This window comes from Magnetofaba australis IT-1 (assembly GCF_002109495.1).
GTDB lineage: Bacteria > Pseudomonadota > Magnetococcia > Magnetococcales > Magnetococcaceae > Magnetofaba > Magnetofaba australis.
Genome location: NZ_LVJN01000015.1, coordinates 175,194 through 188,332, shown reverse-complemented (window position 1 = coordinate 188,332; position 13,139 = coordinate 175,194). Strand labels below are relative to the sequence as shown.

At 64.4% G+C, this 13,139-nt stretch carries 8 protein-coding genes; 6 read left to right on the top strand and 2 right to left on the bottom strand.

Going from position 1 to position 13,139, the window contains the following annotated elements; all coding sequences use genetic code 11:
- Positions 1-227 precede the first annotated feature (227 nt).
- The 6 genes from MAIT1_RS03105 (at position 228) to MAIT1_RS03080 (ending at position 10,019) form a co-directional block, all read left to right on the top strand.
- Positions 228-1,850, top strand: a complete 1,623-nt coding sequence (locus tag MAIT1_RS03105; protein ID WP_143814623.1) for a hypothetical protein — start codon at positions 228-230, stop codon at positions 1,848-1,850.
- 34 nt (positions 1,851-1,884) lie between these two features.
- On the top strand, positions 1,885-3,528 hold the full coding sequence (locus tag MAIT1_RS03100) for a hypothetical protein (protein WP_085440649.1): 1,644 nt from the start codon (positions 1,885-1,887) through the stop codon (positions 3,526-3,528).
- Between the two features lie 5 nt (positions 3,529-3,533).
- The gene (locus MAIT1_RS03095; protein WP_085440647.1) at positions 3,534-5,099 is read left to right on the top strand and encodes an NAD(P)H-hydrate dehydratase; all 1,566 of its coding nucleotides are present in this window, start codon (positions 3,534-3,536) and stop codon (positions 5,097-5,099) included.
- A 437-nt stretch (positions 5,100-5,536) separates the two neighbouring features.
- On the top strand, positions 5,537-6,316 hold the full coding sequence (locus tag MAIT1_RS03090) for a hypothetical protein (protein WP_085440645.1): 780 nt from the start codon (positions 5,537-5,539) through the stop codon (positions 6,314-6,316).
- 77 nt (positions 6,317-6,393) lie between these two features.
- Positions 6,394-8,589 (top strand): sodium-translocating pyrophosphatase, encoded by a 2,196-nt coding sequence (locus tag MAIT1_RS03085; protein ID WP_085440643.1) that lies wholly within the window; start codon positions 6,394-6,396, stop codon positions 8,587-8,589.
- A gap of 260 nt (positions 8,590-8,849) precedes the next feature.
- Complete coding sequence (locus MAIT1_RS03080) at positions 8,850-10,019, top strand: GGDEF domain-containing protein (protein ID WP_158089275.1); 1,170 nt, start codon at positions 8,850-8,852, stop codon at positions 10,017-10,019.
- Here MAIT1_RS03080 and MAIT1_RS03075 read toward each other — a convergent pair.
- Positions 9,992-11,911 carry an XrtA/PEP-CTERM system amidotransferase gene (locus MAIT1_RS03075; protein WP_085440639.1) on the bottom strand — a complete coding sequence of 640 codons (1,920 nt, stop codon included), beginning with the start codon at positions 11,909-11,911 and terminating at the stop codon, positions 9,992-9,994. The two genes, MAIT1_RS03080 and MAIT1_RS03075, sit on opposite strands and share 28 nt — an antisense overlap.
- Positions 11,886-13,022 (bottom strand): nucleotidyltransferase domain-containing protein, encoded by a 1,137-nt coding sequence (locus MAIT1_RS03070; protein ID WP_085440637.1) that lies wholly within the window; start codon positions 13,020-13,022, stop codon positions 11,886-11,888. The genes MAIT1_RS03075 and MAIT1_RS03070 overlap by 26 nt, the downstream gene beginning before the upstream one ends.
- Between the last annotated feature and the right edge of the window lie 117 nt (positions 13,023-13,139).

The window sequence follows — 13,139 nt, the reverse complement described above, 5'->3', positions numbered from 1 at the left end:
AACCCAGCCAACTCACGAGGGTCCAGGGAAATCGGATTGGTCCCGATTGGCCTGGTCGGGGTTTGGGGTGAAGCCCCAATATCTTTCATCTTCCAGCACGTTTTTATTGTCTCCCCATCATGCCCAGCGCCAGCGGCGGAATCAATGCGCCGCCGGGAGCGCATTGTCGCCTGCGCAGGGCTTGCGTATGATGAATCCGCCCACTCACCCGCCGCGCGAAAGCCTCCATGTCCCGATCCGCCGCCCCGTCATCGCCGCCACGCCATCTGTTATGGATGCTGCACGTCGTCGTGCTGATCATGACGCTGGCGCTGGCGCTGTGGGGATATAACCACTACCTGCCCAACTGGGATCTGGCCGATAACATCCTGCGCGCGCAGCGGCTCTATATGGAGGGCGAGCGCTACGGCGCTGATGTATGGGGCCCCAATGTGCCGTTGGTGTTCATGCTGCACTACCCGCCCACCCTCGTCGCAAGATGGCTGCAAGCAGACCCCTGGCTATTCAACCTGCTCTACTTTGCGCTGTGGCAGTGGGCTGCGTGGTTGGCGTTGAGCGCCGCGCTGCGCCAAATCGTCGGCGCGCAACTCTGGTTGCTCGCAGGGTTCGCCCTGCTGCACGTGGTCACATTCCAACTGCTGGCCGGATTCGATTACGCCCAACGGGACCATCTGTTTATTCTGCTGTTCCTGCCCGCACTCCTGCATTGGCATGCGCGCGAACAGGGCGCGCCCGCCGCCCCCGCATCGCGCTGGAGCGCATTCGCCATGGCGGGGGTTGGCTGCGCCATCAAACCCTACTACCTGCTCGCCCCCCTGCTGCTGCTGCTCATCAGCATGCTCCGGCAACGCAGTATGGCGACGGTCTGGCGCGCAGAGGAGCGCCTGTTCCTACTGGTCACGCTCAGCGCAACCTGTTTGCCCATGCTGGCGCGTCCCGATTGGTTCGATCAATTTGCGCAGATGCGCGATCTTTATGGCGCGCTGAGTAATCCGTTGAGCAAAATCGTCAACATCAGCTGGCCCTACCCGGCCGCGTGGGTCGCGTTGGCGCTCCTCTCCGAAACCCTGATCGCACGCCCGAACAGACCCCTCATCCGCACCCTCCTGCTGGGGGCCATGGGGTGTTATGGAATTCTGCTGCTGCAACAACGCGGCTGGCTCTATCATCAGGTTCCTTCGGCGATGATGACCGCCTTTCTCAGCGGCGCGGTCGCCCTGTTGCTGCTGCAACGCTGGCGCGAAACAGGCTTTGGATGGCCTCAACGCATCGTCGCCCTGCTCTGCATTGTTGCGCTTTACCACTATAACCCCGCCATTTCGCGCTGGTTGGCCAGCAGCGCATCAGCGCAAACCGTCAAACAACAGCTCACCCCGGTGGCCAAAGCGCTGCACCCCTTCATCGCCCCGGGCAGCCGTGTGGTCTATCTCTCGGCCTCCGCCCCACTGGTGATGACGCTCTCCGGCATGCTGGGAGCGCCAGCCAAACACCAACCGTTGCCGCATCTGTTCATCATTGGCGGCATTCAGCGCCTCAAAGGACAGGGTCGTCACCACGAGGCGCGCGCCTATCTGGACAAAGTGATGGCCCAGTGGCGCAAGGTGCTGTCGCAACCCCACCTCGACGCCATCGTGGTGGATCGCCGCATCACAGGACACGACACCATTTTTGGCGAATTTGATATATTGGCCTTTTTCCGTCAGGATCCAGCCATGCATCGGATCCTCTCCGGTTTTCAACAACGCGACTTCCCCGCGCTGGGCTGGTCGCTGTTAACGCCCGCGCAGGGCGCTGCGACCGGAGTGGACGAGAACACCCCATTGATTTTCAGAGCGCCCGCCGCACCCTGACAGGAGCGCCCGCGCGCCATAGCCGAGAAGCGCCATGAACCACGCCCTTGCCGCCCCGATCAGCAATCGATCCTTGACGCTGTTGGCGTTATCGATGCTGGTCGCGACCTTAGCCATCGAGCTGTTTTCCAATGGCTTTTACCTGCCAAACTGGGATCTGGCGGGGAATATTCTGGGCATGGAGCGGGTCTACTTCGGCAACGCCCAGTATGGCAAGGATATCCTCGGCCCCGGCCTGCCTTTGGAGTTTATGGCGCACTACCCCTCCACGGTGCTGGCCAAATGGCTGGGGCTGGACATCATGTTGGCCAACCGGCTGTTTGTGGGCATGCTGCAGTTGCTTGCCTGGGTGACGCTGCTGCCGTTCCTGCTGCGCCTGGCCGCTGGCCGCGCCAGCGGCGTGTGGCTATTGAGCATCGCCTATCTGCTGAGTTTTGAACTGCTGGTGGGGTTTGATTACGGCCAGCGCGATCATCTGTTCATCCTGCTCGCCTTCCCCGCCGTCGGCCACTGGATTCTGCGCGAATTCGATCAACCCGCTTCGCCGTCAACGCGCATTCTGGCCTTCGCCCTGGCGGGCTTCGGCTGCGCCGTCAAACCGTTTTACCTGCTGCTGCCGCTGGTGCTGCTGATCACCGCCATGATTCGCCAGCGCAGTTGGCGCACGCTGTTGCGCCCGGAAGAGTTGACCTTCACCGGGGTGGTCGCCTTCTGCTATGTGGGCTTCTCCCTCCTGCACCCCGACTGGTATGACCAGTTCTTCGAGATGAAGGATCTGTATGGCGCGCTCACCTCCAGCCCCTGGTGGGTGATCACCTTCAGCGGCCAGTTGTACATCTTCTGGGCCGTGCTGACCGCGCTCAATGAAGCCCTCCTCCCCGCCGAAGACAAGCCCATCTTCCGCATCCTGCTGCTGGCGGCGCTGACTTGCGCCGTCATTCTGGTGATACAGCGCCGCGGCTGGCTCTATCACTGGATCCCCATGGCGTCGCTGATGTTCTTCACCTTCGCGGCCATGGCGCTGAGTTGGTTCCGGCAGCCGCGCAACGCCGTTGTCTGGCGCCGCGTCATCGCCGTGGTCGCTATCCTTGCGCTGGCGTGGCAGCATCCGGCCATCAGCCGCTGGCGCACCGCCACACAGTTGCAATTCTGGCTCGGCAATTACGCCCTGCGCGTGGCCGACGCCACACGCCCCTATCTGCACCCCAAGGATCGCGTGGTCTATCTGACCTTCAGCATGCCCACGGCGATGACCCTCTCGGGCATGCTGGGCAAGCCGCCCAATCTGCAAGCGTTGCCGCACCTGTTTGAGTTCGCTGGCGTGTTCAATCTGCTCAGTCGCGGCGACACCGAACGCGGAGAGCATTATTGGGATCAGGTGATGGGCCGCTGGCGCCACTCCATCATCGACCAGCGCCCCGAGGCGATTCTGGTGGATCGCAAAATCAAGGATCATGACCTGCTGTCGGCCAAGCTGGATATTCTCGAATTTTTCCTACGTGACGAAGCCATCGCCAAAGCGCTGCGCAACTATCGTCAGGTGGATTTTCCCGAGTTGAAGTGGTCGCTGCTGCTGCTGCGCGACGAGAATGAGGCGGCCGCGTCCCTCCTTTTGCGCAAAGACGACGCCGTGCGGGCCATCCCCCTGGATACGGACGAGCCGCCACAGAAGGAGTAAAAACCATGCCGCCGCTATTGACCGCCGCACAGATGAGCGCCGCCGACCGCAAGACCATCGAGCGGATCGGCCTGCCCGGCGCGGTGCTGATGGAGAACGCCGGGGCCGCCTGCGTTGAAATCCTCCTGGCGCGCCTGCCTGAACTGGCCACGGGACGTGGGCGCGTGTTGATTTTGGCCGGACGCGGCAACAATGGCGGCGACGGCTTCGTCATCGCCCGTCGCCTGATGCAGGCGGGGGCGGGCGTCACGCTGTGGCTGTTCGGCGAACTGGATCACCTGCGCGGCGATGCGGCGCTGCACGCCCAAGTGTTTGTCAATCTCGGCGGAACAGTGCGCACCATCGCCGATGCAGCGGATATCGAGGCCGGGCGCGGCGCTCTGAGCCACGCCACGGCGGTGGTGGATGCGGTGTTCGGCACCGGGCTGCAACGTCCGGTGAGCGGGATCATCGCCAGCGCCTTTGAGCAGGTGATCGCCTCCGGCAAGCCGGTGCTGGCGGTGGATATCCCCTCCGGGGTGAGCGCCGATGACGGCTCGATTCTGGGAACCGCGCTGCCCGCGCGCTGGACGGTGACGTTTGCGGCGAAAAAGATCGGCCACGTCGCCCATCCGGGCGCGGCGCTGTGCGGCGAGACCACCTGCGCGCCCATCGGCATCCCGGATGATCTCCTCACCATTGCCGAACACACCGTGGCGGAGAATACGCTGGCGGATCTGAACCCACCAGCGCGTCTACAGGCGGGCCACAAGGGCAGCTTCGGCCATCTGCTGATTGTGGGCGGCTCCCCCGGCAAGGCAGGGGCCCCGGCCCTCACCGCTTTGGGGGCGCAACGCATGGGACCGGGCCTGTTGAGCATCGCTGCGCCGCGCGGCGTGCGGCCTGAAGCGGCGCAGTTCTGCCCCGAAGCGATGACCCTCAATCTGCCGGAATCCGAATCAGGCGAAATCGGCGCCGCGCCGTGGGAGGCGATTGCCGCGTCGGGCATCAAACCGGCGGGGCTGGCCATGGGTCCGGGGTTGGGCCAGGGCGAAGCGACGGCGGCGGCGGTGTTGGGGTTGCTGGCGCGTTACGACATCCCCACGGTGGCCGACGCCGACGCTCTCAACGCATTGGCGCGGGAGCCCATCGCGCTGGCGCAGGTGTTGGAGCAGCGCCGCGCGCCGCTGATTCTCACCCCGCACCCGGGAGAGATGGCGCGCCTGATCAATAAAGAGGTGGCCAGCGTGCAGGCGGCGCGGCTGCCGTTGGCGCGGGAGACGGCGCAGCGTTGGGGGGTGTGGCTGCTGCTCAAGGGGGCCGGGTCGGTGATCGCCGCCCCCGATGGCCGCGTGTGGATCAACTCCACCGGCAACCACGGATTGGCGGCGGGGGGCTCGGGGGATCTGCTCACGGGCATCGTCGCCGGACTGCTCAGTCAGGGCTGGAGCGCCGAGCAGGCGCTGCGCGCGGGGGTCTACTGGCATGGCCGCGCGGCGGATCTGGTGGCGGAGAAGCGCGGCGCGGCGGGGCTGGCGGCGCGGGATCTGCTGCCGGAGCTGCAACGACTGCGCAATGGCGTGGCGGAGTAAACCGCGGCAACGAAACCGTCGACAATCTGATGGGCCGTGAACTGCGCGATTGCGTCCAAGCAAAAGTGTTTGCGTGACACAGCGCGAGCTTGCGTTGAGTAGGCTGGCCGCCGACTGGTCGGCGGCGGGGTCTGGGGCCTGCGGCCCCAGCGGGTGTGGGCGGCGCCCACGGTGTGGCTTTTGACTTTTGGGGAGTTTGAGGGCGCAGCCCTCAATATCTTCCAGCTTCCTCGCCCAAAAGCACCAACACCCTTCTGATGCATTCTCCGGTCACAGCGTCCAAATTGGACGCCGCCCATCATTCATGACTTCACTGTCACCAGATTTTTACAGTCACGTCACCGCAGGGTTCTTTCAGACGTCAGGCAAAAGGCGGACAATGGTGATGCGATGCGCATGTGCATCGTCTTGATCCGTCAGCCAAAGAGTCGCCGCGCATGAACGACTGTCCCTATCTCTATCTCTCCATCATCCCGGAAGCGCTGATCGCCTCCATGCTGCCGCCGGAAGAGTTCGGGCGGTACTATGCCACCGGCGCCAAGGTCCACGTCATGGGCGAGGCGATCTTCTTTGACGTCGACCCCACCTTCCGCTCCGATGCGTTTGACTTCTCGGAGATCACCAAACGCTGCGTGGCCAAGCAGGACGGCTCGCCCACCAAAACCATCTACCTGGGCATCCACGATGTGCTGGCCAAAGTGCCGGTGGAGGCGCTGGGCGATCTGCACCTGACCACCCACGACGGCAAGACGCTCACCTTGACGCGCACCCTGCACCCGGAGCCGGAGCCGTCGCAACTGCGCCTGTATCAGGAGTTCGCGCCGGTGGATCCGCTGGTGGCCAGCCCCATGGCCCCCATTGAGTTCTGCAAAGCGATGACCGACCCGGCCAATCCGGTCTCGGTGCCGCGCCTGTTCTTCTGCGAGTTCCAACTGCATGGCCTGGCCACCGACCCGGAGCTGGGCTCGGCCCACGACCTGCCCTACCCGGCCGGCGAGCACCTGCGCGATATCCTGATGGAGCTGCGCGACCACCCGGACAAAGTGGGCAAGATGGTGCTCAAACGGCGCGACCGCACCTACATGCGCATGGTGCGCGGCGGCTTCTACGTGGGCGACCAGATCGAGCAGGCCTACTATCCGCTGCCCGACCAGGAGACCCTGGAGCGCGATCACTACAGTTGGTGGCGCTCCGCCCAGCAGATCGTCACCTATTGATTACCCGACGTTTGACTGCAAGACGCTTGATTGCCCGACGGGCCGCGCCCGCCTCACCCTTTTGACGAGTCCCCATCATGTCTGAGCCCATCTTCTGGCTGGCCCCCCTCGGCGCCGTCATGGCCCTGTTCTTTGCCTGGAAATTCTACGGCGAAATGCTCGCCTGGGACGAAGGCGACGAGCTTATGCGCAAAATCGCCGGCCACGTGCGCGACGGCGCCATGGCCTATCTGCGCCAACAATACAAAGTGATGCTGCTGGTGTTTGTGGTGTTGGCGGGGCTGTTTGCGTGGCTCGCCTACGGCATGAATCTGCAGACCCATTGGCTGCCCTACACCTTCCTGTGCGGCGGCTTCTTCTCGGCCCTGGCCGGATACTTCGGCATGCGCACCGCCACCGCGGCGGCCTCGCGCACTGCGGCGGCGGCGCGGCAGTCACTGCCTGCGGCTCTCCAAGTCTCATTCCGCTCCGGCGCGGTGATGGGTCTGGTGGTGGTGGGGCTGGGACTGGGCAACGTGGCGGCGTGGTTCGTGCTGGCCGATCTGCTGATGCCCGCCAGCGCCGACGCAGGCGGACGCATGGTGCTGATCACCACCACCATCCTCACCTTCGGCATGGGCGCGTCGCTGCAGGCGCTGTTCTCACGGGTGGGCGGCGGCATCTACACCAAGGCCGCCGACGTCGGCGCCGACCTGGTGGGCAAGGTGGAGGCCGGGATTCCTGAGGACGACCCGCGCAACCCGGCGGTGATTGCCGATAACGTCGGCGACAATGTCGGCGATGTGGCGGGCATGGGCGCAGACCTGTTCGAATCCTACTGCGGCTCGATTCTGGCCGCCTGCGCGTTGGGCGCGGCGGCGTTCGTCGCCACCCCCGACGCCCAGCTCAAAGCCATTGTCGCGCCCATGGCCATCGCTGGGATCGGCATCATGCTCTCCATCATCGGCGTGTTCGCGGTCAAGACCGAAGAGGGCGCCGACCAACACATGCTGCTGGCGGCGTTGGGACGCGGCATCCACATCAGCGCCATCTTCATCGTGCTGGCGTCGGGCCTGCTGCTGTGGCTGCTGGATATGCCCAACGCCATGGGCGTGTGGGGCGCGGTGGTCACCGGTCTGGTCACCGGCATCATCGTCGGGCGCGCCACCGAATACTCCACCGCCACCACCTTCAAACCCACCCAGCACATCGCCGCCCAGGCCGAAGGCGGCCCGGCCACGGTGATCATCGCCGGGGTGGGCGTGGGCATGCTCTCCACCGCCATCCCGGTGCTGGTGGTGGGCGCGGGCACGCTGCTGGCCTTCTTCCTGGCCTCGGGCCTCGACTTCGCCAACATGACCCAAGGGCTCTACGGCGTGGCCATCGCCGCGGTGGGGATGCTCTCCACCCTGGGGGTGACCCTGGCCAGCGACGCCTACGGCCCCATCGCCGATAACGCCGGCGGCAACGCTGAAATGGCGGGCCTGGGCCCCGAGGTGCGCAACCGCACCGACGCCCTGGACAGCCTGGGCAACACCACCGCCGCCACCGGCAAGGGCTTCGCCATCGGCTCGGCGGCGCTCACCGCGCTGGCGCTCACCGCCTCCTACCTGGAGGTGGTGCGCTTCGAGCTACTGAAGAACGGCATCGACCAACTGGCCCTGCCCGGCGGGCAGATGGTGGCCACCGCGCAAGCCCAGCTGGCCGACTTCATGATCTACTTCAACATCACCCTGCTCAACCCCAAGGTGCTGGCGGCGATGTTCGTCGGCTCGATGATGGCGTTTGTGTTCAGCGGCCTAACCATCATGGCGGTGGGCCGCGCAGCGGGCATGATGGTGGAGGAGGTGCGCCGCCAGTTCCGTGAAACCCCTGGCATCCTGGAGGGCAAGGCGGAGCCCGATTACGCCCGCTGCGTGGCCATCTCCACTGTCGGCGCCCAGCGTGAAATGCTGTTCCCATCGATTCTGGCGGTGCTGACCCCGGTGCTCACCGGCGCGCTGCTGGGGGTGGCCGGGGTGGTGGGTCTGCTCACCGGCGGTCTCTCCGCCGGGTTCGTGCTGGCGATTTTCCTCTCCAACTCCGGCGGCGCGTGGGACAACGCCAAGAAGTACATCGAATCCGGTCGCCACGGCGGCAAAAACTCCCTGGCCCACCGCGCCTCGGTGATCGGCGACACCGTGGGCGATCCGTTCAAGGACACCTCCGGGCCGAGCCTGAACATCCTCATCAAACTCATGAGCACCGTGGCCATCATCATGGCCGGGGTCACCGTGTCGTTCCACTTGATGTAATCAATACTCAGAGGCAGCGGCGCCCCAAACGCCGCTGCCTCCCACTATGCGTTATTAAGCGAGCGCCCGCTCATTACGGCATAGGCGGATGCAAAAAACACCCAGTTTTGTTGTGTGTAGCAACAGATTTTTCTCTTTCATTCCACTCCTTCTTCACTTATCCTCTACAAATCAAAATATTGTACTTTTTTCTGGAAAACGCGCACGCCATGAGACCTACAGACAACTCCTCTCTGCCCCACACAGTAGGCCATCTAAAAATGATGACAGCGCTGCCGCTTACCCAGCGCAACCTCTCTGAACAGATGAAAATAACCGACCGCGAAATCGAGGAACGCAAAAGGCTGTTGCACTTCACCGACAGCGACGCCGCAGTGCTGAAGTCCTATAAAGAGATGGTGGCAAAAAAGTTGGAGGATATCGTCGCCCGCTTTTACTACCAGCAGCAGCAAATTCCCGAAGTAGAGTTGCTTATCGGAGACCGGGAGACCTTCCGCCGCCTACACCAATCCATGAAGAACTACATCATGGAGCTATTTGGCGGCTACTACGATCGTGAGTATGTGGATAAGCGTCTGCGCATCGGCAAGGTGCACAAGCGCATCGGCGTTGAGCCCAAGCTCTATATTTCCGCAGTGGGCATACTCCAAGAGATCCTCGATCAGGAGCTTCGTGGAGGGCTCAGTAATACGAGTGAAGAGGTGTGCGCGCAATGCAACGACCTGCGGCTCGCCCTACATCGCCTGCTTCTTTTTGATATTCAACTGGTGTTCGACACCTATATCAGTAGCTTGATCTCCGAGGTGGACGCCGCCAAGAGTCAAGTGGAGCGATACGCCGAGAGCTTGGAAGGGGTGGTGGCCGAACGCACCCAACAGTTGGAGAAGCTCTCCTCCACCGACGAGCTCACCCAATTGCTCAACCAACGCACCTTCTTCTCGGTGCTGCGACGGGAGATCGCCCGCGCTGAGCAGAATCGCCATCCGGTCTGTCTGGTCTACTTCGACCTCAACGGCTTTAAGAAGCTCAACGACTCCCAGGGCCACAGCGCCGGGGATAACCTGTTGGCGCTGGTGGGGCACAACGCAGCCAACGCCATCCGCTCGTTTGATACAGCATTCCGTTACGGCGGCGATGAGTTCTGCATCGTACTACCCGAGACGGAGCTGGCTACCGCCGTGAAAATCTGCCAACGCATGGCCAACGCATTTGATCAGCAAGATACAAAAAAGGTGACTTTCAGCATCGGCATCGCCCAGATCGGTCCTCAGCAGTTCACCGATGTGGACAGCTTTGTGCGCCAAGCAGACTCGCTGATGTACGAAGCCAAGGCCGCTTCGAAGAAAAAAACCGGTCACTACATTCGCTATGACGACAAGATGATGGACCCGGAGGAGGTCGCTCAGGAAGAGGCCGCGTCAAACCCCTGATGCACGCGGCGCAGGAACGCCTCCAGTTGCAGCAGGCTCCACAGCGCCGCGCCGTGGTCGCGGCGGCCTGTGAGGTGTTCAGCGGCCAGACGATCCAGTTGCCCCAGATTGAACCAGCCCGACTGCCGCAGCGCGGGCGCGGCCAGCGCATCCAGCAGACGCCCCTTGAGCGGGCCGCGCAGCCACTGCGCCAGAGGAATGGAAAAGCCGCGTTTGGGCTGCTCCAGATAGCCCGGCGGCAACAGGGGCGCGACGCCCTCCCGCAACAACCATTTGCCGCGTCCATGGCGGATTTTCATCGGGTCCGGCAGGCGCGCGCTCCACTCGGCCCAACGATAGTCCAGCAGCGGCGCGCGCACCTCCAGGCCGTGGGCCATGCTGGCGCGATCCACCTTCACCAACACCCGCCCGGCCAGGAAGGTGTGCAGATCTCCGTACAATGTGCGCGAGAGGAAGGAATCGTGCGAATCGCGCCGCGCCGCCGCCGCGTGCAGATGGCGCACCGGCGGCGTCTCGGCCACGGCGCGCTGCAAATCGTCTGATAGCAGCGCCGCACGCTGATCATCATCCAATACGCTCACCCCATGGAACACCGCCTCCACCGCATCCCGCGCCAGCGCTTGCAAGGTGCTCTTGGCGCGTAAGCCGCGCGGCGCCCAATCCAGCTTGGGGTAAATCGCCCCCAACGGCCCGAACAGCGCCCGCCGCACCCCCGCCGGGATGCGCGCGCGCACCCGCTCCTCATTGAGGTAAAAGCGATAGCGCGCATAGCCGCCCAGGGTCTCGTCGCCGCCGTCGCCGGAGAGGACGACTTTAGTCTGAGTGCGCGCCAGTTGGCACACCAACCAGGTCGGTAGCGCCGAGCTGTCGGCGAAGGGCTCGCCGTAGGTCTCGGCCAGCGCATCGAGCAGGTCGAAGCGGTCGGACTGGGCCATCAGCAGATGGTGTTCGGCCCCCAGATGCGCCGCCGCCTGACGCGCTTGCGGGGTTTCGTCAAAGGCGTCGGCGTCGAAGCCGATGGTGCAGGCGCGCACCGGCTCCGTCAGCAGGCTTGCCATCTGTGCGGTGACCGCAGCGGAGTCCACCCCACCGGAGAGGAACGCCCCCACCGGCACGTCGCTGATCAGGTGCGAATCCACCGCATCACGCAGTTGCGCGCGCAGCTCGTCGAGGGCCTCGGCGTCGCTGAGTTGGCGCGGCGCATACTCCAGATCCCAATAGCGCACAGGTTCCGGCAACGGCTTACCGCGTTGCACATCCAGCAAGCAGGCGGGCGGCAGTTTGCCCACGCCGCGATAGATGGAGAGCGGGTCCGGCACATAGCCATAGGCCAGATAGTCCGATAGCGCCGCCGGGTCGATCTCCCGTTTGACGTCCGGATGGCGCAGCAACGCGCCGATCTCGGAGGCAAACAGCAGCCAGCCGTCGTTCAGCGCCGAGTAATAGAGCGGCTTCATCCCCAGCCGATCCCGCGCCAGCAGCAGCCGCCCGGCGCGGCGGTCGTGGATGGCGAAGGCGAACATGCCACGCAGACGGGCCACGCAGTCGGCCCCCCACTGCATATAGGCGCGCAGAATCGCCTCGGTATCGGAGCGGGTATGGAAGATATGGCCCAATCCGGTCAATTCGGCGGCCAACTCGCGGTGGTTATAGATTTCGCCATTAAAGACGATGGCGAAGTCGCCGATCTCATCGTTGAACAGCGGCTGTACGCCGCCCTCCAGGTCGATGATGGCCAAGCGGCGATGGCCCAGCCCTGCGCCCGCTTCACAATGCACGCCATCGCCGTCGGGGCCGCGATGGGCGATGGCGGCGTTCATGGCGCGCAGAGTCGCCTCCTGCGGCGCCCGCGCGGCGCTGTGGCGATCAAACAGTCCGACGATGCCACACATGGGGCCCCCAGCGACGCGCCCCTTTGCGCGTCAGATGTGACAGCAGCAGCCCCGGCGGCATGCGCATCCAGTGGCCGCGCAGATAGAGCAGCAGTTTGCCCGCCGGATTCAATCCCCCCGCCCCCTCCGGCGACCCGGGAATCAGCGCGCGAATGATCAGCGCGTCCAGCCCCGCCAACCGCCAGCGCGCCGGGGCGAACGCCGCCATGGCCATATCCACCGCTGCGGGAATCGGCGTGTGCAGCAGAATCCGCCCATAGCGCAGCGCCAAATAGAGCGGCTTGGCCAGATCCATCTGCGCCGCGCGCTGAGGCAGCGCCTGCCAGAACGGCTCCCCGACGGTGACGTCGAAATGGCGCAGCAGCATATCCACATCCATCAGCCCGCGCAGGCCGCGTTCGATATCGCCGTCATGGAACAGGTGGGTGGCCGCGTGCAGCACCAGATCGCAATCGCTCAAGCGGGTGAAACCGCGCCACGCCGGATCATCATTGAGGGGGACCGCCTGCGCCAGCAGTTGCGCCGCATCGGGTTTCAGACGCGCCGTGCGCGGCAGAATTGTATGGTGTACATCCAGCTCGGTCAGGCGGCCTTTGTGGCGCAGCGGGGGCAACTCGTGCATCCACTCGCGGTAGTAGCGTTGATCGTACTCATCCAGCTTCACATGCTCCCAGCCATGGGCCAGAAACGCCGCCTCCGCCGCCGCCAGCTCCGCCTCGGCCACCAGAATGTCCACGTCCGCCGCCAGTCGCCCGCGCGCGTTGGGCAACCCCGCCAGCGCATAGGCCGCGCCCTTGAGCAGCACCGGCTTGAAGGCGCAGTCGGCGAGCGCGCGGCGGATGCGATTGGCCTCCCACCACAACATCCGTTCGCGATCATCGGCAAACGCAATCGCTCCGGTGAGCAGATCCCGCTCCCGCTCGGGCAACTGCCCCCACGCCTCGGCGTGCTGATCGCGCAGACGCGCGCCCAGGTGCGGCAGCAGCCCCTCCAGACGCAACGTCCGGTAGAGGTCGTCGCGCTGGGCGATGCTGAGCAACGGAACCTGCGCCGGATCGCGCAAAGCGCGCAGCACAGGGTGCGTTGTTATGCTGTCATGGGTATTGCCCATCTCGTCTGGCTTGGTTGGGAAGCGTTAAGATACTGGGGCTTCGCCCCAGACCCCGACCAGGGCGCCGCCCTGGACCCGGCAGGGCTCTGCCCTGCACACGCCAGGGAAATGATTTCC